Here is a 23,401-nt window from a genome sequence, read left to right as displayed (position 1 = left end):
CGGTCAGTCGAGCAGGTCGCGGACCACGGCGTCGGCGAGCAGCCGTCCCGGCAGGGTCAGTTCCAGCGTCCCGCCCAGCGCTGCCCGGCCGTCCACGAGACCACGGGCGATGAGGCCGGCGACGCGGCCACGGGCCTCCCGGCGGAGCTCGTCGATCCGCAGCTCGCCGCGGACCCGCGCGGCGAGCAGGACCCGCTCGACGTAGCGCGTCTCGTCGTCCAGGGTCTCGCGCCCGGCGGCCGGGGACACGTCCTGCAGCACCTTGTTCGCGTAGGCGGCCGGGTGCTTGACGTTCCACCAGCGGGTGCCGGCGACGGCGGAGTGCGCGCCCGGGCCGATGCCCCACCAGTCGTGGCCCTTCCAGTAGGACAGGTTGTGCCGACTGGCGTGTCCGGCGCCGCGCGACCAGTTCGAGACCTCGTACCAGTCGTAGCCGGCGTCACGCAGCACCTGGTCGGCGAGCTCGTACATGTCCGCCGCCAGGTCGTCGTCCGGGGCGGGCAACTCCCCGCGGGACACGGCACGGCCCATCGCGGTCCCGTCCTCGACGATGAGCGAGTAGGCGGACACGTGGTCCGGAGCGCAGGCGATCGCCGCGTCGAGCGAGGTGCGCCAGTCGTCGAGCGACTCCCCCGGCGTCGAGTAGATGAGGTCCAGGCTGACGTCGAGACCCTGCTGCTTCGCGAGGTCGACGACCACCGGCACCCGCTCGGGGTCGTGCGTGCGGTCCAGGGTCGCCAGCACGTGCGGCACCGCCGACTGCATGCCGTAGCTCATCCGGGTGAAGCCGGCGCGCTGCAGCGTCGCGATCGACTCGGCGTCGACGGAGTCCGGGTTGGCCTCGGTCGTGACCTCGGCCCCGGGCAGGATCCCCCACGTGTCGTCGACCGCCCGCAGGATCATCGCCAGGTCGGACGCCGGCAGCATCGTCGGGGTGCCGCCGCCGAAGAACACCGTCGAGACCGGCCGCCGCGGGACGCCGGAGCGCTCGAGCACCTGGTCCGCGAACGCGATCTCACGGAGGGCGTGGCCGGCGTAGTCGTCACGCCGGACTCCGCGGAGCTCGGAGGCCGTGTACGTGTTGAAGTCGCAGTACCCACACCGCACCCGGCAGAAGGGCACGTGGACGTAGACGCCGAACGGCACCTGACCCGCTCCGGGTGCCGGTTCGACCAGTCCGTCCGACGGAGCGGGATCGGCGATCGGGAGAGCACTCGGCATGGAGTCCATTGTCCGTCATCATGGACGGCATGGAGCACCATCCGGTCACCACCACGGTCCTCTGGGACATCGACGGCACCCTCGTGCGCAACGCCGCGGCACCGGGGAACCTGTACCACCTGGCGCTGGAACGAGCGCTCGGCCGCGACCTCCCGCAGCTCGTCGGCCACCAGCACGGTCGGACCGACGCCGGCATCATCGTCGAGCACGTCCGCGCGCACCACCTGGGCGACGACCTGGTCCCCACCGTCAGCGGACACCTCCGCGACCTGTCCGAGGAACGGCACCGCTCTGGCGACCGACGCATCCCGGCACCCGGCGCGATCGACTTGGTCCGACGCTTCGCCGACCTCGGCTGGCGGAACGGCCTGCTCACCGGCAACTCCGCGTACCGAGCCCGCGTCAAGCTGCTCGGCGCGGGCTTCGACGTCGACGTCTTCGACTGGGAACACTCGTACTTCGGCGACACCGAGGTCGAGCGGGCCGGCATCACCGCCGTCGCCGCCGCAGCCCTGTCCGGCACCCGGGCGGTCATCGTCGGGGACACCCCGCGCGACGGCGAGGCGGCGGATGCGGTCGGGATCCCGTTCGTGGCGGTCGCGACCGGCGCGTACGACGTGGCGGCGCTCCAGGGGACGAGCGCGGTGGCCGTGGCGCGGGACTGCGTCCAGGACGCGGGGCTCATCGAGGACGCGATCGCGGGCCTGGCGCCGCTCGCCTGAGCAGACCGGTGGTCTGCCTGCTGGTCCCGGTCGGCCCCGTGGCCGCCGGGCGGCCCCGTTGCTGCCGGTCGGGCGCGGGGCTGCCGGTCGGGCCCGGGGCTGCTGGTCGGGCGCGGGGCTGCCGGTCGGCGCCTGTCGGGCGCGGGGCGGGCCTCCCGGCCGGGAGGCACGTGACCGGTCTCCGGGACCGGTCACGTCGTCGGGTCAGTCGCCGCGCAGGGCGGCCAGGTACTTCTCCGCCATCACCCGCTGCTGGCGGCGCAGCAGCGGCGCGACGAAGCGCCACTTGCGGCTGGCCGGCTGCGAGAACTGGCGGACCTGCAGCCAGACCGAGCCGTCCGGGGTCCGCTCGACGACGAAGGACTCTTCACCCGAGAGCGGGTGGCCGTCGAGTGTGCCGTACGCGAAGCCCTTACGGTCGCGCTCGTCGATGATCGCGACGACCCGCACCGGCGCCTGGACGGTCTGCCCGAAGGCGTGCATCGTCAGCGTCGCCGTGGTGCCCGCCGTGATCAGCGGGGTGCCGTCGGGCGTGGTCTTCTCCACCCGCGGCGTGCCGATCGAGGCGGGGGCGATCGGGACGCCCTGTTCGTCGAACGTGACCGGGTTGTAGCGGACCTCGTCGTCCTCGGGCGTGTCCTCGACGCGGACCCCCATCCCGCTGCGCTCCTGGATCTGCCAGGTGAGCGCCTGCATGACGGCGGTCTCGAAGCGCTGGTCGCCGTGCCCGATGCGGGCGCGGGACTCGGCCGGTACGAAGCCCTCCGGCGGGTACGTCATGAGGTCCGACGCCTGGGTCGCGCCGACGGCGCCGTACGTCAACGCCGTGCGGTGCTGGTGTCCGCGGCTCACTTCTTCTTCTCTTCCACGTCGCCGGAGAGTGCGGCGATGAAGGCCTCCTGCGGGACCTCGACCCGGCCGATCGTCTTCATGCGCTTCTTGCCCTCCTTCTGCTTCTCGAGGAGCTTGCGCTTGCGGGTGATGTCACCGCCGTAGCACTTCGCCAGGACGTCCTTGCGCATGGCACGGATGCTCTCACGGGCGATGATGCGGGCGCCGATCGCGGCCTGGATCGGGACCTCGAACTGCTGGCGCGGGATGAGCTTGCGCAGTCGCTCGGTCATCAGCGTGCCGTAGGCGTACGCCTTCTCGCGGTGCACGATGGCGCTGAACGCGTCGACCTGGTCACCCTGCAGCAGGATGTCGACCTTCACGAGGTCAGCGGCCTGGTCACCGACGGGCTCGTAGTCCAGGCTGGCGTAGCCCTGCGTCTTGCTCTTCAGCTGGTCGAAGAAGTCGAACACGATCTCGCCGAGGGGCATCTCGTAGCGGATCTCGACGCGGTCCTCGCCGAGGTACTCCATACCGAGCAGTGAGCCGCGCCGCTGCTGGCAGAGCTCCATGATCGCGCCGACGTAGTCCTTGGGCGCCAGGATCGCAGCGCGGACCATCGGCTCGCGGACCTCGAGGATGCGGCCGGTCGGGAACTCGGACGGGTTCGTGACCTCGGTGACCTCGTTGTCCTCGGTCGTGACCTCGTAGACCACGCTCGGGGCGGTGGTGATGAGGTCGAGGTCGAACTCGCGCCGCAGTCGCTCGGTGATGATCTCGAGGTGCAGCAGGCCGAGGAACCCGCAGCGGAAGCCGAAGCCCAGCGCCACGGACGTCTCCGGCTCGTAGACCAGGGCCGCGTCGGACAGCTTGAGCTTGTCGAGCGCTTCGCGGAGCACCGGGTAGTCGCTGCCGTCGATCGGGTACAAACCCGAGAAGACCATCGGCTTCGGGTCCGTGTAGCCGGCCAGCGCGTCGGTCGCCGGACGCTGCGCGCTCGTGACCGTGTCGCCGACCTTGGACTGGCGGACGTCCTTGACGCCGGTGATGAGGTACCCGACCTCGCCGACGGAGAGCCCCTTCGTCGGGGTCGGCTCCGGGCTCGACACCCCGATCTCCAGGACTTCGTGCGTCGACTTGGTCGACATCATCTGGACCTTCTCGCGCGGCTTGATCGAGCCGTCGATCATGCGCACGTAGGTCACGACACCGCGGTAGCTGTCGTACACCGAGTCGAAGATCATCGCGCGGGGTGCGGCGTCGACCGTGCCGACGGGAGCGGGCACGGTGCGGACGACCCGGTCGAGCAGCTCGGCGACGCCCTCGCCGGTCTTGCCGGAGACCCGCAGGACGTCCTCCGGCTTGCCCCCGATGAGCTGCGCGAGCTCGGCGGCGTACTTCTCCGGCTCGGCGGCCGGCAGGTCGATCTTGTTGAGGACCGGGATGATCTCGAGGTCGTTCTCGAGCGCCAGGTACAGGTTCGCGAGCGTCTGGGCTTCGATGCCCTGCGCGGCGTCGACGAGCAGGATCGCTCCCTCGCACGCGGCCAGGGAGCGGGAGACCTCGTACGAGAAGTCGACGTGCCCGGGGGTGTCGATCATGTTCAGCGCGAAGGTCTCGCCGTCGAGCTCCCACGGCATGCGGACGGCCTGGGACTTGATCGTGATGCCGCGCTCACGCTCGATGTCCATCCGGTCGAGGTACTGCGCACGCATCGCCCGGTCCTCGACGATGCCGGTGATCGACAGCATGCGGTCAGCCAGCGTGGACTTGCCGTGGTCGATGTGCGCGATGATGCAGAAGTTGCGGATCGCGGCGGCCGGTGTCGAGGCGGGCTCGAGCGGCGCAGATGCTTGTGGGCTCACGGTTCCTCGGGGTGGGTCGGACGGTCCGTCGATTGTCCCATGCTCACGCCCCGACAGCGCGCACCGGGCGGGTCCGGCTCTGGTCAGGCGTCGGTCGCGTGCGTGCCCGCGGTCGGGACCGGCAGCGCGCCGAGTCCTCGGCGCAGGTCCTCCGCCGACGCCGCGAGGCACACCCGGATCCACCCCTCACCCGTCCGGCCGAACGCGCTGCCCGGCGCGACCGCCACCCGCTCGCGCTGGAGGAACGCCAGGGCCCACTCCGCGACGTCGCCCCGGGCCGCGTGCGAGACGTCGATCCACAGGTAGAACGCTCCTCGAGGATCGAGGTAGCGGATGCCGGCGGCGTCCAGGACCCCCGTCGCGATCTCGAGGTTCTCGCGGTAGTGCTCGCGGGCGTCCTGCACCGACGAGTGGTCGCCGACGATCGCCGCGAGGGCCGCCCACTGGTCGGGCTCCGCGACGCAGCTGATGATCGACTCCTGGACGGTCCGCATCGTCGGGCCGAGGCCCTTGGGCGTGACGAGGTAGCCGACCCGCACGCCGGTCATCGCGTACGTCTTGCTCAGCGAGAACGCCGAAAAGACGCGGTCGTCCTCGTCGAGGGACGCCAGGCTCAGGTGCCGTGTGCCGTAGGTGAAGTACTCGTAGACCTCGTCGCTGATCACCCAGAGGTCGTGGCGCTTCGCCAGCGCCAACAGGTCACGCAGCGTCTGCTCGCCGAAGACGGTGCCGAGCGGGTTGGACGGGGAGTTCACGATGATGGCGCGCGTGCGGTCGGTGATCCGCGCCTCCAATGCGGCGAGGTCGGGCTCGAACCCGTGCGCCGGCGACAGCTGGTACGGCACCGGGTCCGCGCCGATGATGTGGGCGTTCATCGTGAAGGTCGTGTAGCCGGGGTCCGGTACCAGGACCTCGTCACCGGGCGAGAGCACGAGCGTCATCGCCGTGAACAGCGCCTGCGTCGCACCGACGGTGACCCAGACCTGCTCGAGGTCGACGTCCATCCGGTTCTCGCGGCGGAGCTTGTCCTGGATCGCCTGCCGCAGCTGCGGGATGCCGCCGTTGGGCCCGTAGTCGGTGCGGTCCTCGGCCCACGCACGACGTGCGGCGTCACCGATGTGCTTGGCGACGGGGACGTCCGGCTCACCGATCACGAGCATCGTCACGTCGTCGAGGAGGGCCGCCTGCTCGAACACCCGGCGGATGCCCGACGGTGGGACGGTGTCGATGCGGGGTGCGACGGACGGCATGTCGACACCGTATCCGCTCGGGATCGCGCGCCCGTCTCGTCGCCACACGACCCGTGTCGGGCTTTGGTCCGGACGGGTCGACCTGGTAACGTCAGTCGCTGGCTTACGCGTTCCGTCGCCCACGGGTGGAACGCGATGCGACGAAGGGCCCCTCTACCCGGGATCGCAACCACCCGTCCGAGACGAAACCAGGAGCAACACGCATGGCGAACATCAAGTCGCAGCTCAAGCGCATCAAGACCAACCAGAAGGCCACCGACCGCAACAAGGCGTACAAGTCGGAGCTCAAGACGTACATCCGTCACACCAACGAGGCGATCGCCACGGGCGACAAGGACAAGGCCGTTGCCGCCCTGTCGCTCGCGTCGAAGAAGCTCGACAAGGCCGTGAGCAAGGGTGTCATCCACAAGAACCAGGCCGCGAACCGCAAGTCGGCCATCGCGAAGAAGGTCTCCGCGCTCTGATCTGAGCGTCTGACCGTCTCGGAGGCCCTGCACCGTTCGGTGCGGGGCCTTCGTCGTTCCCGGGTGCGTGCGGCAGGCCGCGCGCGGCCGCCGCGGACCGGTGCCGCGGGTCGCCGCGGCGGGCCGGCGCCGTTCGGCTGCGCCCAACCGCAACCACTCCAAACCGCGGGATGCCGCAGTTCGATCCGGACCCGGTTGGGCGAAGCCGAGCGGAACCGCAGGGTGCGGTCGGGCACCGCCAGCACAGCAGGCGTTCGCGCCGCCTCGCCGACCCGGGCGCTGGCCGCGGCGAATCGGGTGCCCACCGGCTGCGCTCAACAGCAACCACTCCGAACCGCGGGATGCCGCGGTTCGATCCGGATCCGGTTGGGCGAAGCCGATCGGAACCACGGGCGCGGCCGGACACCGGACGGGCACCGGACCGCCACTGGCCGGGCACCGGACGGGCGTCATCGCGCACGCCGGCAGCGGAGCGTCCCCAGCAGCGGCTCCGCCGACGGCCGGGAGGCCCGGTGCCGGTCAGCGCTCCTCGCCGCGTCGTGCGATAGTGCGGACCATCACCTCGAGCGCGAAGTGGGCGTCGCGGGACCCGCCCTTCACCGCGGCGTCGGCGGCCGCGATGCTCGTGATCGCGTTCGCGAGGCCTGCTTCGCTCCAGCCGGCGACGTCCCGCTGGGCACGCTGGACCTGCCACGGCGCCATGCCGAGCGCCGAGGCCGCCTGCCCGCTCGACCCGCGGAAGGAGCTGACCTTCGCCATCGTGCGGATCTTGCTCGCGAACGCGGCGACGATCGGTACGGGCGCCTCTCCCGTTGCCAGCGCGTGCCGGAGTTCGACGATCGCCGGTGCGGACCGGCCGGCCAGGGCGATGTCGGCGACCTTGAACGCGTTCGTCTCGACCCGGCCGCCGTAGTACTTGTCGACGGTCCGGTCGGTGATCTCCGCGGCCTCGTCGGCCAGGAGCTGTCGGCAGGCGGCGGCGAGTTCGGCGAGGTCGTCCGCGAACGCGGCCACCAGGGTCCGGACGGCGGAGGGTGCGATCTTCCGCCGTGCAGCACGGAACTCGGCGTTGACGAAGTCGATCCGGTCGGTGTCGCGCTTGATCTCGTCGCACTGCACCTCGATGCCGCCGCCGACCCCGCTGCGGATCGTGTCGAGGAGCTTCTTGCCCCGGACTCCACCACCGTGCCGGAGCACCAGGGTGACGTCGTCGGCCGGGTTCTGCAGGTACGAGATCGTCTCGGTGATGAAGGCGTCGGTGCACTTCTCGACGTTCGTGACACGGACCAGTCGGGGTTCACCGAAGAGGGACGGGCTCGCCAGCGTCGACAGCAGCCCGGGGGCGTACTGGTCCGCCTCGAGGTCGTGCACCTCGAGCGCCGGGTCCTCGCCGACGAGCAGGTCGCGGAGCATGCCGATCGCCCGCTCCGCCAGGAACGTCTCGGCACCGGTGACCAGGACGACCGGGGCCGGGCGGATCGCCGACCAGGGGATCTGGTCGATCTTCGCTGCGGCGCGCGCGGGCTTCTTGGCGGGCATGCGGGTCCTTCCGGTGGTGCTGGGCGACGACGACGTCCGGGCCCGTGCATCGGCGGCGCAGTGACGGTCGGCGTCGCACCGATCCTACGGGCGGCAGCCGACGCCCCGGCGTCGCGCTCGGTCCACACCGCGACCGGTGCCCGGCTCTGGGCACCGGAGTCCCCACCCGCCTCCGCGCCCGCATCGTCGCTCTCACCGCGCACCACGACCGTCCCCGACCGGTCCGTGCGGTACGCCACCGTCCCGGCGGCGGCGAGCATCCGCAGGGCGCTCGGTGTCGGGTGCCCGTAGTCGTTGTCCGCGCCGACCCCGATGAGGCCGACCCGGGCTGCGAGCTGCCGGTAGAGCTCCGGGTCCTGGTCCGCGGACCCGTGGTGCGCGACCTTCACGACGTCCACGGGCGTCAGCGTCTCCGGCGGCGCGGTCCGCAGCAGCCGACGCTGCGCGTCCTCGCCCAGGTCGCCGAGGAGCACCGCGCTGACGCAACCCGGGCAGGGTCGCTCCCGTGCAGGATCGACCCGGAGGACGATGCTCGCGGCGTTGCCCGCACGCTCCTCGCCGTCCGGCGGCCACAGCACCCGCCAGCGGAGGTCCCCGAGCAGGCCGCTGGTCCGATCGGCTGCCCGCCGGACCGCCACCCCCGCGCTCCGGAGGTCCCGGACCACCCGGTCGTCCGCGGGCCGGCCGACCGGACCGACCAGGGCGGTCTCCACCCGTGTCGCGACCGAGGCCACGGCGCCGACGTGGTCGCGGTCGAAGTGGGTCAGGACGAGCAGGTCGATCCGGTCGACGCCGAGGAGGGCCAGACAGGAGACCAGACGCTCGGCATCGTCCCCGGTGTCGACGAGCGCCGTGCGTCCACCGCTCCGGAGCAGGGTGGCGTCGCCCTGCCCGACGTCGCACATCGCGACGGTCCATCCGGTCGGGACACTGCCCCGGACGAGGACCGCGGGCACCGCGACCGACCCGACTCCCCCGACGAGCACGAGCACGGCCACTCCGAGCGCCACCCGACGCAGGCGTCGGCGAACGAGCACCCCGACCGCGAGGGCTGCGCTCACGACCCCGGCGGCGATGACCCCGCCCGCCCCGGACGGCCACGGTGCCGAGGCGGTCGGCAGGCCGGCGGCCCCGTGTGCGATGAGTCCGATCCCGGCAGCGGGCACCCAACCGACGGTCGCGAGAAGCCCGGCGCCCACCGGCCACACCGGCGCGAGCAGGCACGCGGCGAGACCGACGACGGTGGCGACCGGTGCCAGGACCTCGGCGAGCAGGTTCGCCGGCACCGCGTACGTCGGCAGGGCGGCGGAGAGCGGGATCGTGACCGGCCAGCAGGCGACCTGCGCGGCGACCGGCACCGCGACCGCCGTCGCGACGGGCCTCCCGACCCGCCGCGCGAGCAGGTCGGTCACGGGCGCAGCGAGGACCACGATCCCGGTGGTCGCGAGCACCGACAGCGCGAAGGCGAACGAGCGGGCCGCCCACGGGTCGACGACGAGCATGCCGACGGCGGCGAGGGCGATGAGCGGCACGCCGCGCACCGGCCGTCCGGTCAGGTGCACGACGAGGACCACGATCGCCATCACGGTCGCCCGGGTGATCGACGGGTCCGGACGGACGAGCACGACGAACCCGAGCAGCACGACCACGGCCACGGCGGCACGCAGCGCCCGGGGAGCCCCGACCGCCCGTCCGAGCAGCACCACGAGGCCGACGAGGACCGCACAGTTCGACCCGGAGACCGCGGTCAGGTGGGTCAGCGCCGAGGTCTTCATCGCCTGCTCCGTCTCGGCGTCCAGCCCGGATCGGTCCCCGATCGCCAGCCCGCGAAGGAGCGCCGCACCCGGCTCCGGCAGGTCGGCGGTGACGTCGACGAATGCCGCCCGTGCGACTGCACTGGCGCCGAGCAGCCCGGTCGGGCCCGCCTGCGGCGTGACGGTCCCACGGGCGAAGAGCACGACGCTGGTCGGCGATCCGGGGTCCTCGACCAGCAGCTGCCCGCGGACGACGACGACCGATCCGGCCGACAGCACGGTCCGCCGCGGTTCGTCGAGTGCCGGTACGAGCCGGACCGGCACGCGCAGGTCGTCCTGGCGGGAGGCTCGCACCACGACCGCCTCGACCGTCCCGATCACGGACCGGTCGGCGGGGGCGAGGTCACGGTCGAGCCGGACACGGGCCTCCAGGCTGTGGCCGGCCGTCTGCCGCACGATCGACGGGGCCCGGTGCGCCTGCCCGGCTGTGACCGCTGCGGCCGTCAGGGCGACCAGCAGGGCCGTCGTCAGCACCAGTGCCGCGATCGCCCGGACGAGGACGGACACCCCGCGCCAGAGGAGCACGCCGAGCGACGCCAGACCGAGGACGACCGCGCCGACGGCCACCCCGCCGGCGAGTCGGGGGACGCCGACGAGCACCGCGACGACGATCCACGTCACCGCGACCGGTCCAGCGAGCCGGAGGTCGACCAGCGACGCCCGCAGCGCGCTGCCGTGCGCCGCGCCGGACGCGCTCCGAGCGGGAGCCGACAGCACCGGGCCGCTCACACCCGCACCCGGTCCTGCAGCTCGGCGAACCGGCCCTCACCGATGCCGCTGACTTCGAGCAGGTCCTCGACCGAGCGGAACCCGCCGTGCTCGTCGCGCCAGGAGAGGATCCGCTCCGCCAGCGCCGGCCCGATGCCGGGGAGCGTCTCGAGCGCGGCGGCGTCTGCGGTGTTGAGGTCCACGACGTCCGGCACGGCCCCCGCACCGCTGCCCGCACCCGACGAGCCCGTGGTCCCGGAGGCCGAGCCACCGGGACCAGCACCCGCGCCCGCGGGCAGCTCGGCCGGGACGTCCGTCTCGCCGACGCGGGGCACGTACAGCCGCTCGCCGTCGACGACCGGCCGCGCCAGGTTCAGCCGCGACAGGTCGGCGTCCGCCACCGCTCCCCCGGCTGCGGCCAGCGCGTCCGCGACACGGGCGTCGGCGCCCACCATGACGACCCCCGCGTGCTCGACCGCCCCGACGACGTAGAGCACTGCGGTCGCCGGCGACGCGGACGCAGTGGGAGCAGCGGTCGACGACGGGAGGGGCACGGCCGCCGACGGCTCCGGGACACCGACCGTCGGCGCCCCTGACACGACCGCGACGCCGGACTCCGACTCCTCGTCCCCGCGACCGCCGCCCCACCACCCGGCGACGACGACCCCGAGCGCGAGCAGCGCCACGACGCCCACCAGCAGGAGGGCGGCACGGGGTGACAGCGTGAACCGGGACATGTCCCGAGACGCTACGGAGCCCGGTCTGTCGACCGGGCCCCGCGCAGACCACCTGTGGACGGAGCCCGCGCGCCGCCCCCTGTGGAGGGACCGGCCCCGGAGGGACCGGCCCCGGAGGGACCGGCCCCGGAGGGATCGGCCCCGGAGGGATCGGCCCCGGACGGACCAGGTCCGGAGGACCCGGCCCCGGAGGGACTAGCCCTTGATGGCGATGTTGACGAGCTTCGGTGCCCGGACGATGACCTTCACGATCTCGCGGTCACCGATGTACCGCTGCACCGCGTGCGACGAGCGCGCGAGCTGCTCGAGCTCGTCCGCCTCGATCGACTTCGACACCTCGAACGAGTCGCGCACCTTGCCGTTGACCTGCACGACCGCGGTGAGGGTCTCCTGCACGAGCAGCGTCGGGTCGGCCTTCCGCCAGCCGAACGTGGCGACCGACGAGTCGTAACCCAGCGTCTGCCACATCTCCTCGCCGGTGTAGGGCGCGAAGACGCTGAGCCCGAGGGCGATCGTCTCCGCGGCCTCACGCACGGCGGGGTCCGCGGCACCGGGTCCGCTGTCGATCGCCTTCCGGGTCACGTTCACCAGGTCCATGAGTCGTGCGATCACGACGTTGAACTTGAACGACTCCATCAGTCCCGGAGCGTCCGCCAGGAAGCGGTGCGTGGCCTGTCGGACGCCGCGGTCGCCGGTGGACCAGACGGCGTCCGGCGTCGAGGTGACGTCGACGGCGATCCGGTAGGCGCGTGCCAGGAAGCGTGCGGAGGCCGCGGGCGAGACGTCCTCCCAGTTGATGTCGTCCTCGGGCGGGCCGGCGAAGCCCATCACCAGGCGGATCGCGTCGACGCCGTGCGCGTCGAGCTCGTCTCCGAGCGAGACGCCGCCCTTCGACTTCGACATCTTCGAGCCGCCGGAGAGCACCATGCCCTGGTTGAGCAGCGCCGAGAACGGTTCGGTGAAGTCGAGGTAGCCGAGGTCGAACAGCACCTTCGTGACGAAGCGTGCGTAGAGCAGGTGCAGGATCGCGTGCTCGACACCGCCGATGTACTGGTCGACCGGCGCCCACTTGTTGACGAGTGCCGGGTCGAACGCCTGCGTCTCGTCCTGCGGGGACAGGAAGCGCAGGAAGTACCACGACGAGTCGACGAAGGTGTCCATCGTGTCCGGGTCGCGGCGGGCCGGGCTGCCGTCGACCGGGTTCGGGACGTTCACCCAGTCGGTGGCACCGCCGAGGGGCGAGGTGCCCTTCGGCTTGAGGTCGAGGCCCTCGGTGTCGGGCAGGACCACCGGGAGCTGGTCCTCGGGCACCGGGTACTGGGTGCCGTCCTCGCCGTGGATGATCGGGATCGGGGTGCCCCAGAAGCGCTGTCGCGAGATGAGCCAGTCGCGCAGGCGGTAGGTCTTGGCGGCACGACCGGTGCCGCGCTCCTCGAGCAGGCTGATCGCCGCGGTGATGGCGTGCTGTTTGCTCATGCCGTCGAGCGGACCGGAGTTGACCATCCGACCCTGTCCGGTGAGGGCTTCGCCGGTGGTCGTCGGGTCGATCGAGGGCAGTTCGGTCTCGTCCGTGATCACCGGGATCGCACCGGTGACCGGCTGGTTCGTGTCGACGACGACCTTCACCGGCAGGTCGAAGGCCCGGGCGAAGTCCAGGTCGCGCTGGTCGTGCGCGGGCACGGCCATCACGGCGCCGTGGCCGTAGTCGGCGAGGACGTAGTCGGCAGCCCACAGCGGCAGGCGCTCCCCGGTCAGCGGGTGGATCGCCGAACGGCCGAGCGGGACACCGGTCTTCGGGCGGTCGGCGTTCTGCCGGTCGATGTCCGACGCCTTCTGCGTGGCGACCAGGTAGTCCTGGAACGCGGCGCGGGTGGCATCGTCGACGGACGGGTCGGCGACGAGCTCGGCGGCCAGGTCGGAGTCCGGTGCGACGACCAGGAAGGTCACGCCGTGGATGGTGTCCGGGCGCGTGGTGAACACGGTGACGGGCTCGTCACGGCCCTCGATGACGAAGTCGACGTCAGCACCGACCGAGCGGCCGATCCAGTTGCGCTGCATCGCGATGACCTTCGACGGCCACCGGCCCTCGAGCTGGTTGAGGTCGTCGAGCAGCCGGTCCGCGTAGTCCGTGATCTTGAAGTACCACTGCGTCAGCTTCTTCTTGACGACGACGGCACCGGAGCGGTCCGAGGTGCCATCGGGCAGGACCTGCTCGTTGGCCAGGACGGTCTGGTCCACCGGGTCCCAGTTGACCCAGCTGTCCTTCCGGTACGCCAGGCCCTTCTCGTACATCTTGAGGAACAACCACTGGTTCCACTTGTAGTACTCGGGATCGGAGGTGTGGATCTCGGTGGACCAGTCGAACGACGGCGCGTAGCGCTTGAAGGACGCCTTCTGCTGCGCGATGTTCGCGTAGGTCCAGTCCTTCGGGTCGACGCCGCGCTTGATGGCGGCGTTCTCGGCGGGCAGGCCGAACGAGTCCCAGCCGATCGGGTGCAGCACGTTGAAGCCCTGCTGGCGCCAGTAGCGCGCGACGAAGTCCCCGAGCGCCCAGTTCTCGGCGTGCCCCATGTGCAGGTCGCCGGAGGGGTACGGGAACATCTCGAGGATGTACTTGCGCGGGCGCTTGTCGTCGGGGTCGGCGGTGAAGAGGCCGAGCTCTTCCCACCGCGCCTGCCACTTCTGCTGGATGCGCCGGAAGTCGTAGGCGTGCGGGTCCTCGACGTGCTGCTCGATGGTCACGGTCGTCAACGATACAAGCCGTCAGGACCGTCTCGCGTCCGTGCGCCGGGTCACCGCGCGAGCAGGCGTCCGTCCCGCATCCGCAGGGTCCGGTCGACGAGGTCGGCCGGCACCGGCACGTGCGACACGACGAGCAGGGAGCGTCCGGCGGCGCGGGCGGTCATCACGAGGTCGCGCAGCACGTCATGGCCGAGGTCGGGGTCGATGTCGGCGGTCGGCTCGTCGAGCACGAGGACCGGGAACTCGTGCAGGAGGGCCCGCGCCAGCGCCAACCGGTGGGCCTGCCCCCCGGACACGAGCGACCCGCGCTCCCCCACGGCGGCGCCGAGTCCCCCACGACGCCGGACCCAGTCCCCCAGTCCGACCCGGTCGAGCACGGCGAGCAGTTCGTCGTCGGTCGCGGTCTCCCGCGCGAAGAGCAGGTTCTGCCGGACCGACTGGTCGAACACGAACGGGTCCTGCTCGATCAGACCGATGCGGGCGCGGACCGCGTCGGGGTGCATGGTCCGCGCGTCCGTCCCGTCCAGGGTGACGCTGCCGGTGTGGTCGACGAACCGGACGAGGGCGTCCACGAGCGTCGACTTGCCGGCGCCGCTCGGCCCGCTGAGCACGACGACCTCGCCCGGGTGCAGGTCGAGCGAGACCCCGTCGACCGCGGGGGTCGGCACGCCCGGCCAGCGGACGGACAGGTCACGGACCCGGACGGTGACGGTGGCCGGCGCCACGAGGGCCTCCGGGCTGGCAGCGTCCTCCGGTTCGGGCACCAGTCCGACCGGCAGCTCCGCGGGGACGACCCGTTCGACGCGGTCCGCGGCGGCCCGGACCCGACGGAGTGTGAGGACGGCGAGCGGGACACCACCGACGACCTCGAACAGCGCGAGCGGGACGAACACCGCCAGTGCCCAGAACGGGCCGTCCAGGGCACCACTGACGACGGCCGGTGCGCCCACGGCCAGCGTCCCGATGACCGCAGCCCCGCCGACCAGGCCGACGAGCGCGCCGACGAGTGACTCGACGGCGCCGCGGCGGCGGACGGCCCGCGTGACGCGGTCGTCGAGCCGCGCGATGTGGGTGAGTCGTTCCTCCAGCGTGCCGTAGGCCACGAACACGTCGAGCGTGCGGACGGTGTCGAGCACCAGGTCCGCGACGCGCCCGCGGTCGGCGGCGGTCACCACATCGGAGCGGCGGGCGACCGCGGCGGTCACGACGGTCCCGACCAGGGCTGCCGTGCCGAGGGCCGACAGCAGCACGAGGGCGGCCGGCAGGGACACGAACGCGACGGCGACGACCGAGAGGAACGCGGTGACGCCCGCTGAGACGAGCGGCCCGACGACCCGGATCGGCAGGTCCTGCAGCCGGTCGGTGTCGGTGACGAGCCGCGTCATGAGGTCGCCACGCCCGGTCGATCCGAGCCCGGCCGGAGCGACCGAGGCGAGCCGACGGTACATCTCGGTCCGGACGACGGCGAGCTGGCGGAACGACGCGTCGTGCCCGGCGAGCCGGTCCACGTAGCGGAACACCGCGCGCCCGAGGGCGAAGGCGCGGACGCCGACCATGACCAGCGTCAGGTAGAGGATCGGCGGGTGCTCGGCGGCGCGGGTGATGAGGTACCCGCTGGCGGCGAGCAGGGCCACCCCGCAGAGCGCGCTGAGCACGCCGGCGGCGACGGCCTTCACCCAACCCCGCCCACGGGGCAGGGCGAGCCGGAGGACTGACCGGGTGCGGGCCTCCCGGCCGTCGGGGCGACTCACGCGGGCGCTGCTCATGCGGGCACCTCCTGTGGAGACCGCTGCGCCGAGACCGTGACGGATCCGGAGGCGCGGATCGCGACGACGACGTCGGCAGCGGCCACGACGGCGGGTCGGTGGCTCGCGACGACGACGACCGCCCCCGCGTCCGCCAGTCGGCGGAGGGCGGCGACGACCTGCGCCTCGGACTCCGCGTCGAGGGCCGACGTCGGCTCGTCGAGGAGCACCAGCGGCGTCTCGAGCCGCGCCGCACGGTACAGCCCGCGCGCGACGGCGACACGCTGCGCCTGCCCGCCGGACAGCCCGGACCCGCCACTGCCGACCGGGAGGCCCGGCTCGACTCCCAGCCCCACCGCACCGAGCGCGGTCCGCACGTCCGCCGTGTCCGGCTGGGCGCTGAGGGCGACGTTCTCGGCGACCGTGCCGCGCACCAGTCGCGGACGCTGGTCGACCCAGGTGGTGCGGTCGAGGACCGGCAGGTCGGCACGCCCGGGCACCGTGACCGTGCCGTCGGCGGGGAGGACCCCGCGGATCGCGGCGATCAGGCTGGACTTGCCGGAGCCGCTCGGGCCGGAGAGGGCGACGACGGTCCCGGTCGGGGCGGTGAGGTCGACCGGGCCGACGACCGTGTCGGAGCGGTGCACGGTGAGCCCGGCGAGCACCAGGGCCGGCGCCGGGACGTCCACCCCGGCGGCGGCGACGGTGTCCGGCGCAGCTGGTACCGGGACGTCGGGGTCGTCGAGCACGTCGAGGACGGCCTGGGACGCCTGCACCCCGTCCTGGGCCGCGTGGAAGTCGGCGCCGACCTGCCGGAGCGGGGCGAACGCCTCCGGGGCGAGGACCAGGACGAACATCGCCGCGCCGAGGCCGAGCGAGCCGTCGACCAGCCGGATCCCGATCGACACCGCGACGAGCGCGACGGACAGGCTCGCAGCCAGCTCGAGGGCGAAGCCGCTGACGAAGGACAGCCGCAGCACACCGATGGTGCCCTGGCGGTACTCGTCCGTGACCTGCCCGATGCGGCCGACCTGGCGGCGGGCACGACCGAACACCTTGAGGGTCGCGAGCCCCTCGACGGCCTCGGTGAACGCCCCACCGAGCCGGGCGAGTGCGTCGGCCTGCCGCTGCTGCAGCGACCGGGTGGCCAAACCGATGAGGGCCATGAACACCGGGATGACGGGCATCGCGCAGACGATGACGACCGCACTCGTCAGGTCGCCGAAGCCGATCGCGACGAGCAGCAGCGGGGTGGCGACGGCGGTGAGCGCGAGCTGCGGCAGGTACCGGCCGAAGTAAGCGTCCAGCGCGTCGAGCCCGGGGCCGAGCGTGGCGGCGAAACCGGCGCTCGACCGGCCGGCGAGCCACCCGGGGCCCCGGTCGGCCGCGCGCCGGAGCACGGAGGCGCGGAGTTCGCTCTTCACGCGGGCACCGGCGCGGGCGGCGAGGTCGTCGGTCGCCCAGGCCGCGACCGCGCGGAGCAGGAACGCGCCGCCGAGCAGGGCGAGCGTGCCGGCGAACGTCGCGGGGACGGCACCGGCGGGGACCGCGTCGACGACCTGGGTCACCGCGGCCGCGATCCCCCAGGCGATCGCGATGGTCGCGATGGTGCGTACCGCGCCGGTGCCGGCGGCGGCCACGACGAAGCCGCGCGCCGTCCGGGACAGACGGAGCAGGCGGGGATCGAGCGGCTTCACACGTGCCTCCTGCTCAGTGCGCGGCTTGCGCGACGGTGGCGCGCGAGACCCGCTTGCGGAAGACCCAGTACGTCCACGCCTGGTAGGCCAGCACGAGCGGGATGCAGACCAGGGCGACCCAGCTCATGACCGTCAGCGTGTACGTGCCGGACGAGGCGTTGGCGACGGTCAGGCTGTTCGCCGGGTCGTTCGTGGCGGGCATCACGTCCGGGAACACCGCGGTGAACATCGCCAGGACGACCGCCGCGATGGTGACGGCCATCAGGGTGAAGGCGCGACCCTCCCGACCGCGTGCGGCACAGAGGACCGCGACGACCAGGGCCACGGCACCGACGGCCGACAGCACGAGCGACGTCGGGGAGGACCGGACGAGCGCCATCGTGACCAGGAACACGGCGGCGACCACGATCGTGACCACTCCGGCCCGCTTCGCCAGGCGCATCGCCCGCTCGCGCATCTCACCCTCGGTCTTCAGTGCCACGAACACGACGCCGTGGGTGAAGAAGACCAGCAGGGTGGTGGCACCGGCGAGCAGTGCGAACGGGTTGAGCAGGTCGAACAGCGTGCCGGTGTAGTTGTGTCCGGAGTCCATCGGGATCCCCCGGACGACGTTGCCGAACGCGACGCCCCAGAGGAACGACGGCACCGCGCTGCCGACCACGATCATCAGGTCGAACCGGCGCTTCCATGCCCGGTGCTTGTCCTGGTGCCGGTACTCGAACGACACCCCGCGCAGGATCAGTGCGGCGAGGATGAGCAGCAGTGCCAGGTAGAAGCCGGAGAACATCGTCGCGTACCACTCGGGGAAGGCGGCGAACAGGCAGGCTCCCGCCACGATCACCCAGGTCTCGTTGAGGTCCCAGACCGGGCCGATGGTGTTGATGAGCACACGGCGGTCGGTGTCGTCCCTGCCGAGGAACGGCAGGGACATGCCGACGCCGAAGTCGAACCCGTCGAGCACGAAGTACCCGACGAAGAAGAGTCCGACGATCGCGAACCACAGAACGGGCAGGTCCATCTCAGGCAGCTTCCATCTCTAGTAGACCGTCACTTCGTGCTTGACCTCGCCGGTCTCCGCGTCGACCTCGGCCGGGGCGGCCGGGCCCTCCTGGGCGACCTTCTTGATCAGTCGGAACTCGACCACCGCGAGGGATCCGTAGATGAGGGTGAACACGACGAGCGAGACGAGGACTTCGAGGCCCGTCACGTTCGGGGAGACGCCGTCGGCCGTCTTGAGCAGGCCGAACACGAGCCAGGGCTGGCGGCCCATCTCGGTGAAGACCCAGCCGACGACCATCGCGGCCATCGGCAGCGGCACGGCCCAGATCGCGATGCGCCAGACCCACCGCTGCTGCGGGAAGCGGCCCTTGCGCGTCAGCCAGAGTCCGGCGAGCGAGACCATCACGGCGCCGACCCCGAGGGCGATCATCCAGCGGAAGGACCAGTAGGTCACCCAGATGATCGGCTTGTAGTCGCCCGGCCCGTAGACCTGCGTGTACTGCGCCTGCAGGTCGTTGATGCCCTCGACCGTGCCGGAGAAGGTGTGCGTCGACAGGAAGGACAGCAGGTACGGCACCCGGATCGAGAAGAGTTCGGTGACACCGTCGGGCGTGCCGAGCGTGAAGATCGAGAACGAGGCGTCCTTGCCGGTCGCGGTGTTGTACAGCGCCTCGGCCGCGGCCATCTTCATCGGCTGCGTGTCGACCATGGTGAGACCGAGCTGGTCACCGGTGAGGACCGTGAGGGCGCCGGCCGCGACCATCGTCCAGAGGCCGAACTTCAGCGCCGGCATCATCGTCTCGAGGTTCTGGTTGCGCGCCAGGTGGTACGCGGCGACCGAGATGATCACGCCGGCGGCGACCATGAAGCACGCGAAGACCGTGTGCGGGAAGGCGGCGAGGGCGACCTTGTTGCCGAGGACGGCCCAGATGTCGGTGAGTTCGGCGCGACCCTTCGCCTCGTTGATCGCGTAGCCCACGGGGTGCTGCATGAACGCGTTCGCGGCGATGATGAAGTACGCCGACATGATCGTGCCTGCGCTGACGCACCAGATGCTCGCCAGGTGCAGCTTCTGGGGAAGGCGGTCCCAGCCGAAGATCCAGACGCCGATGAACGCCGCCTCGAAGAAGAACGCCAGGATGCCCTCGAGCGCGAGCGGGGCGCCGAAGACGTCGCCGACGAAGCGCGAGTAGTCCGACCAGTTCATGCCGAACTGGAACTCCTGCACGATGCCGGTGACGACCCCCATCGCGAAGTTGATGAGGAAGATCCGTCCGAAGAACCGCGTCAGCTGCAGGTAGTGCGCACGACCGGTCCGGACCCAGGCGGTCTGGAACACCGCGACGACGACGGCCATGCCGATCGTCAGCGGGACGAAGAGGAAGTGGTAGATCGTCGTCAGACCGAACTGCCACCGCGACAGCAGGAGCGGGTCCAGGAGGTCGTTCATGCTTCGACGGTACTGTCGAGCGTCCCGGTTCGACAAGTTGTAGAGGGGCCTCCTGCACGAACGTGCACAGCCGGTGCACGGCACAACCGTGCGGAACATGTGTCACGCACGGCTGACCCCGGAACGCCGACAGGCGCCGGGCTCGATGCCCGACGCCTGTCGTCGAGATCCCCGCGCAACGACGCGGGGACCGGGTGTCCGTGGGACCTAGAGCAGCCCCTCGTCGGTCAGGAAGTCCTTCGCGATGGTCGAGGCCTTCTCCTTGTCGACGGTGCTCTTGGTGTTGAGCTCGATGAGCGCCTCGGTCGTCAGGACCTTGCTCACCTCGTCGATGTCGGCCGCCGCCTTGTCGTCGACCTTGCTCGAGACCACCGGGGTGACGTTCTGCGGAACGATCAGGTTCTTCGGGTCCTCGAGCGTCACGAAGTCGTTCGCCTTGATGCTCGGGTCGGCGGTGTAGATGTCCGCGAGCTGCACGGTGCCGTCCTTCAGCGCCTTGACCGTCAGGGCCCCGCCGGAGTCCTCGATCGCCTTGGACTGGACCGTCACGCCGTAGACCGACTTCAGACCCTTCGGACCGTACGGGCGGGTCTGGTTCTCCGAGTTCGCGCCGACGGTCAGGGTGCCCTTGACCTTCGACAGGTCGGCGAGGCTCGTCACGTCGTTCTCCTCGGAGAACTCCTTCGTGACGGTGTAGCTGTCCTGGTCGGTGGCCTCGGCGGCGTCCAGGGCACGGAGCCCCTTCGGCAGGGAGCTCTTCAGGCCAGCCGTGATCTCGGACTCGGACTTCGCGGTCGAGTCCTTGTCGAAGTACTGCAGCAGGTTGCCGCCGTACTCGGGCATGACGTCGATCGCGCCCTTCTCGAGCTGCGGGAGGTAGACCTCGCGCTGCCCGATGTTGAAGTTCCGCTTCACCTGGAAGCCGTCCTTCTCGAGGACCTGGGCGTAGAGCTCGGCGATGATCTCGTTCGAGTAGTACTGCTGCGACCCGACGACGATCGTCTTCGAGTCCGAGGACGAGCTGGAGCCGCTGTCGAGCGGGCTGCTGGAGGAGCAGCCGGCGAGGGCGGCGGCCACGCCGACGGCGACCGCGGCGGCGATGCCGGCGCGGAGCTTGGGTGCTGTGATCACGAGGGGGTTCCTTCCGGGATGGGGGTGTGGGGCCGCTCACGCGATCCCGAGCGTCGCCGCGTCGGGCGGTCGGCGATGCCCGCGGGCACCACCGCCCGCTGGAGCACGGAGAAGACGATCTCGAACGCGATCGCGAGTGCGATCACGAGGATGGAGGCACCGAGCATCATCGCGTAGTCCTGGGTCTTGAGCCCGAGGAACACGTACCCGCCGAGCCCACCCGATCCGACGTAGGCGGCGAGGGTGGCGGTGGCGACGACCTGGAGCACGGCGGCGCGGACACCGCCGACCAACAGCGGCAGTCCGAGCGGGATCTCGACCTTGGTCAGGATCTGCCACCCGGTCATGCCCTGCGCGCGGGCAGCGTCGACGGTGACCGGTTCGACGGACTCGATGCCGGCGTACGCACCGGCGAGCACCGACGGGATCGCGAGCACGACGAGTGCGAACAGCGGCGCCTGCAGGTTCGCGCCGAGCAGGAGGCCCACCAGGGTGAGCACACCGAGCGTCGGCAGGGCGCGGATGCCTCCGGAGAGGGCGATCGCGAAGCCCCGGGCCTTGCCGGTGTGGCCGATCGCGTAGCCGATCGGGATCGCGATCACCGACGCGATGACGACGGCGAGCAGCGAGATCCAGACGTGTTCCCACAGTCGCTCGGAGACACCGTCGGGACCGGCGTAGTTCGCCGGGTCGAAGACCCAGCCGAAGGCCTGTCCGATGATCATGCCGTGAGCTCCGCAGACTGGAGCACACGGCGGGCCGCACGCTTCGAGGGCGCCGATGGACGCGTCCACGGCATCACGATCCGACCGAGCAGCACGAGCAACCCGTCGGTCGCGAACGCCAGGACGAGGACCATCACGACACCCGCGACGATCTCCTCCGGGATGTTCCGGCCGATGCCGTCGGTGAAGAGCGATCCGAGGCTCTGGACACCGAGCACCGCACCGACCGTGGTCAGCGAGATCGTGGACACCGAGACGACCCGGAGGCCCGCGAGCAGCACCGGACCGGAGAGCGGCAGGTCGACGCGGAAGAACCGCTGCGCTCCGGAGTACCCCATCGCAGTCGCCGCCGACGTGGTGGCCGGGTCGACCGAACCGAGGCCGTCCACGGTGGACCGGACCATGAGGGCGAGGCCGTAGAGCGTCAGGCCGATGACGATGTTCACGGGGTCCTGCAGCCCGGTGCCGATGAGGCCCGGCAGCGCGATGAACAGCGGCAGCGACGGGACGGCGTAGAGCAGCCCGGCGAACGTGACGATGCCTCCGCCTACCCCGCTGCTGAGCCGGCGTGCGCCGGGTCGCCGGAGTCGGACGACGAGCCACCCGATCGGGATCGACAGCAGGAAGGCGATGATGATCGGCGGGATCGCGATCGCCAGGTGCGCGACCGTGTCGTCCCCGATCGTGTCGAGGTTCGACAGCACCCACTTCACCGGGTGCTCCCACCCTGCGCCGCAGCACCCGGGACGCTGGGCGTCCCGGCCTCGGAGCGGACAGCGGCAGCGGCGTCGACGACGCCAACGGGGCTGGTGAGGACGCCGGCGGCACGGCCGTCACCGTCCACGACGACCGGACCGGTCGGGGTCTGCTCGACCCGGAGGGACCGGCGGCCCCGTCTGACGCCGATGAAGTTCGCGACGAAGTCGTCCGCCGGCGCGGACAGGATCTCCGCCGGCGTCCCCTGCTGGGCGATCTCGCCGCCCTTCTTCAGGATGACGACCTGGTCGCCGAGTTTGAAGGCCTCGTCGATGTCGTGCGTCACGAACACGACCGTCTTGCCCAGCTCACGCTGCAGCCGGATCAGTTCGTCCTGCAGGTCGTTGCGGACGAGCGGGTCGACGGCGCCGAACGGCTCGTCCATGAGCAGGATGTTCGGGTCGACCGCGAGACCGCGAGCGACGCCGACCCGCTGCTGTTGCCCGCCGGACAGCTGCGACGGGTAACGATCGGCGAGCGACCGGTCGAGGCCGACCGTGTCCATCAGCTCGAGCGCGCGCTTCCGCGCGTCGGCCTTCGAGACGCCGGTGAGCAACGGCACCGTCGCGATGTTGTCCACGACCCTGCGGTGCGGCAGCAGACCGGCGTTCTGCATGACGTAGCCGATCCGACGGCGGAGCTGCACCGGGTCGACGCCCGCGATGTCCTCACCGTCGATCTCGACGGACCCCGAGGTCGGGTCGATCATCCTGTTGATCATCCGGAGGAGCGTGGTCTTGCCACAACCGCTCGAGCCGACGAACACCGTCGTGGTCCGCGAGGGGATCACGAGGTCGAACGACTCGACAGCGTTCGTGCCGTCCGGGTAGGTCTTGCGCACCGAGCGGAACTCGATCATGGGTGCCCTTCTTGGTGGAGGTAGCCCGACTCCGGACGACAGTACAGTGCGGAGCCCATAGCGGTTCGGTCGTGACGGCGCATGACGCCTGGCGGACATCGACCCCAGGTCCGCGCACTTCGGACACGAACGCCCGCCCCTCCGCG

Annotated in this window: 17 protein-coding genes and 1 pseudogene; 2 read left to right on the top strand and 16 right to left on the bottom strand. The window is 71.5% G+C overall.

All coding sequences use genetic code 11. From position 1 onward, the window contains the following. Positions 1 to 3 precede the first annotated feature (3 nt). A complete protein-coding gene (gene hemW / locus DEJ31_RS09735) occupies positions 4 to 1,221 on the bottom strand; it encodes a radical SAM family heme chaperone HemW (protein ID WP_110903210.1) in 1,218 nt (405 codons plus the stop codon). 29 nt (positions 1,222 to 1,250) lie between these two features. Between hemW and DEJ31_RS09730 the strand changes: the two genes are divergently transcribed. Continuing rightward, positions 1,251 to 1,943, top strand: coding sequence for an HAD family hydrolase (locus DEJ31_RS09730; RefSeq protein ID WP_181421523.1), 693 nt, complete (start codon positions 1,251 to 1,253; stop codon positions 1,941 to 1,943). 204 nt (positions 1,944 to 2,147) lie between these two features. Here DEJ31_RS09730 and DEJ31_RS09725 read toward each other — a convergent pair whose 3' ends face one another. From DEJ31_RS09725 to DEJ31_RS09715, 3 genes are all read right to left on the bottom strand, one after another. Continuing rightward, entirely contained in the window at positions 2,148 to 2,795 is a 648-nt protein-coding gene (locus DEJ31_RS09725) for a DUF1990 family protein (RefSeq protein WP_258366249.1), read from the bottom strand. Beyond that, positions 2,792 to 4,639 carry a translation elongation factor 4 gene (gene lepA / locus DEJ31_RS09720; protein WP_111121756.1) on the bottom strand — a complete coding sequence of 616 codons (1,848 nt, stop codon included), beginning with the start codon at positions 4,637 to 4,639 and terminating at the stop codon, positions 2,792 to 2,794. Before lepA ends, DEJ31_RS09725 begins: the two co-directional genes overlap by 4 nt. 83 nt (positions 4,640 to 4,722) lie before the next feature. Continuing rightward, positions 4,723 to 5,889, bottom strand: coding sequence for a pyridoxal phosphate-dependent aminotransferase (locus DEJ31_RS09715; RefSeq protein WP_110903138.1), 1,167 nt, complete (start codon positions 5,887 to 5,889; stop codon positions 4,723 to 4,725). A gap of 203 nt (positions 5,890 to 6,092) precedes the next feature. Between DEJ31_RS09715 and rpsT the strand changes: the two genes are divergently transcribed. Then, positions 6,093 to 6,353, top strand: coding sequence for a 30S ribosomal protein S20 (gene rpsT, locus DEJ31_RS09710; RefSeq protein ID WP_110903137.1), 261 nt, complete (start codon positions 6,093 to 6,095; stop codon positions 6,351 to 6,353). 519 nt (positions 6,354 to 6,872) lie between these two features. Here rpsT and holA read toward each other — a convergent pair. The 12 genes and pseudogenes from holA to DEJ31_RS09635 form a co-directional block, all read right to left on the bottom strand. Beyond that, positions 6,873 to 7,892, bottom strand: a complete 1,020-nt coding sequence (holA, locus tag DEJ31_RS09705; protein ID WP_111077597.1) for a DNA polymerase III subunit delta — start codon at positions 7,890 to 7,892, stop codon at positions 6,873 to 6,875. Between the two features lie 716 nt (positions 7,893 to 8,608). After that, a pseudogene (locus DEJ31_RS17780) lies at positions 8,609 to 9,850 on the bottom strand (ComEC/Rec2 family competence protein); the annotation flags it as partial. 581 nt (positions 9,851 to 10,431) lie between these two features. Beyond that, positions 10,432 to 11,151: a ComEA family DNA-binding protein gene (locus DEJ31_RS09685; protein ID WP_111121754.1), complete on the bottom strand. Its 720-nt coding sequence runs from the start codon at positions 11,149 to 11,151 to the stop codon at positions 10,432 to 10,434. Positions 11,152 to 11,346: 195 nt separating this feature from the next. Then, the gene (gene leuS / locus DEJ31_RS09675) at positions 11,347 to 13,893 is read right to left on the bottom strand and encodes a leucine--tRNA ligase (protein WP_111121770.1); all 2,547 of its coding nucleotides are present in this window, start codon (positions 13,891 to 13,893) and stop codon (positions 11,347 to 11,349) included. Positions 13,894 to 13,943: 50 nt separating this feature from the next. Beyond that, positions 13,944 to 15,659: a thiol reductant ABC exporter subunit CydC gene (gene cydC / locus DEJ31_RS09670; RefSeq protein WP_111121752.1), complete on the bottom strand. Its 1,716-nt coding sequence runs from the start codon at positions 15,657 to 15,659 to the stop codon at positions 13,944 to 13,946. Continuing rightward, positions 15,656 to 17,335: a thiol reductant ABC exporter subunit CydD gene (gene cydD / locus DEJ31_RS09665; RefSeq protein ID WP_111044854.1), complete on the bottom strand. Its 1,680-nt coding sequence runs from the start codon at positions 17,333 to 17,335 to the stop codon at positions 15,656 to 15,658. Before cydD ends, cydC begins: the two co-directional genes overlap by 4 nt. A 13-nt stretch (positions 17,336 to 17,348) precedes the next feature. Next, a complete protein-coding gene (gene cydB / locus DEJ31_RS09660; protein ID WP_110903131.1) occupies positions 17,349 to 18,353 on the bottom strand; it encodes a cytochrome d ubiquinol oxidase subunit II in 1,005 nt (334 codons plus the stop codon). Between the two features lie 18 nt (positions 18,354 to 18,371). Next, positions 18,372 to 19,784 (bottom strand): cytochrome ubiquinol oxidase subunit I, encoded by a 1,413-nt coding sequence (locus DEJ31_RS09655; protein ID WP_111121751.1) that lies wholly within the window; start codon positions 19,782 to 19,784, stop codon positions 18,372 to 18,374. 207 nt (positions 19,785 to 19,991) lie between these two features. Beyond that, positions 19,992 to 20,915, bottom strand: a complete 924-nt coding sequence (locus DEJ31_RS09650; protein WP_110903129.1) for an ABC transporter substrate-binding protein — start codon at positions 20,913 to 20,915, stop codon at positions 19,992 to 19,994. Continuing rightward, a complete protein-coding gene (locus DEJ31_RS09645; protein ID WP_110903128.1) occupies positions 20,912 to 21,640 on the bottom strand; it encodes an ABC transporter permease in 729 nt (242 codons plus the stop codon). Before DEJ31_RS09645 ends, DEJ31_RS09650 begins: the two co-directional genes overlap by 4 nt. Further along, entirely contained in the window at positions 21,637 to 22,353 is a 717-nt protein-coding gene (locus tag DEJ31_RS09640; RefSeq protein ID WP_110903127.1) for an ABC transporter permease, read from the bottom strand. Before DEJ31_RS09640 ends, DEJ31_RS09645 begins: the two co-directional genes overlap by 4 nt. Continuing rightward, on the bottom strand, positions 22,350 to 23,255 hold the full coding sequence (locus DEJ31_RS09635) for an ABC transporter ATP-binding protein (RefSeq protein WP_111044857.1): 906 nt from the start codon (positions 23,253 to 23,255) through the stop codon (positions 22,350 to 22,352). Before DEJ31_RS09635 ends, DEJ31_RS09640 begins: the two co-directional genes overlap by 4 nt. Positions 23,256 to 23,401: the final 146 nt, after the last annotated feature.

Origin of the sequence: Curtobacterium sp. MCPF17_031 (assembly GCF_003234035.1) — a bacterium.
Taxonomy (GTDB): Bacteria; Actinomycetota; Actinomycetes; order Actinomycetales; family Microbacteriaceae; genus Curtobacterium.
This window is presented reverse-complemented; position numbering and strand designations above follow the sequence as displayed.

Bases quoted from the DNA above. Each gene is read 5' to 3' on its own strand.
- hemW (WP_110903210.1), bottom strand. From the start codon at position 1,221: ATGCCGAGTGCTCTCCCGATCGCCGATCCCGCTCCGTCGGACGGACTG.
- DEJ31_RS09730 (WP_181421523.1), top strand. From the start codon at position 1,251: ATGGAGCACCATCCGGTCACCACCACGGTCCTCTGGGACATCGACGGC.
- DEJ31_RS09715 (WP_110903138.1), bottom strand. From the start codon at position 5,889: ATGCCGTCCGTCGCACCCCGCATCGACACCGTCCCACCGTCGGGCATC.
- rpsT (WP_110903137.1), top strand. From the start codon at position 6,093: ATGGCGAACATCAAGTCGCAGCTCAAGCGCATCAAGACCAACCAGAAG.
- holA (WP_111077597.1), bottom strand. From the start codon at position 7,892: ATGCCCGCCAAGAAGCCCGCGCGCGCCGCAGCGAAGATCGACCAGATC.
- DEJ31_RS09685 (WP_111121754.1), bottom strand. From the start codon at position 11,151: ATGTCCCGGTTCACGCTGTCACCCCGTGCCGCCCTCCTGCTGGTGGGC.
- cydC (WP_111121752.1), bottom strand. From the start codon at position 15,659: ATGAGCAGCGCCCGCGTGAGTCGCCCCGACGGCCGGGAGGCCCGCACC.
- cydB (WP_110903131.1), bottom strand. From the start codon at position 18,353: ATGGACCTGCCCGTTCTGTGGTTCGCGATCGTCGGACTCTTCTTCGTC.
- DEJ31_RS09655 (WP_111121751.1), bottom strand. From the start codon at position 19,784: ATGAACGACCTCCTGGACCCGCTCCTGCTGTCGCGGTGGCAGTTCGGT.
- DEJ31_RS09645 (WP_110903128.1), bottom strand. From the start codon at position 21,640: ATGATCATCGGACAGGCCTTCGGCTGGGTCTTCGACCCGGCGAACTAC.
- DEJ31_RS09635 (WP_111044857.1), bottom strand. From the start codon at position 23,255: ATGATCGAGTTCCGCTCGGTGCGCAAGACCTACCCGGACGGCACGAAC.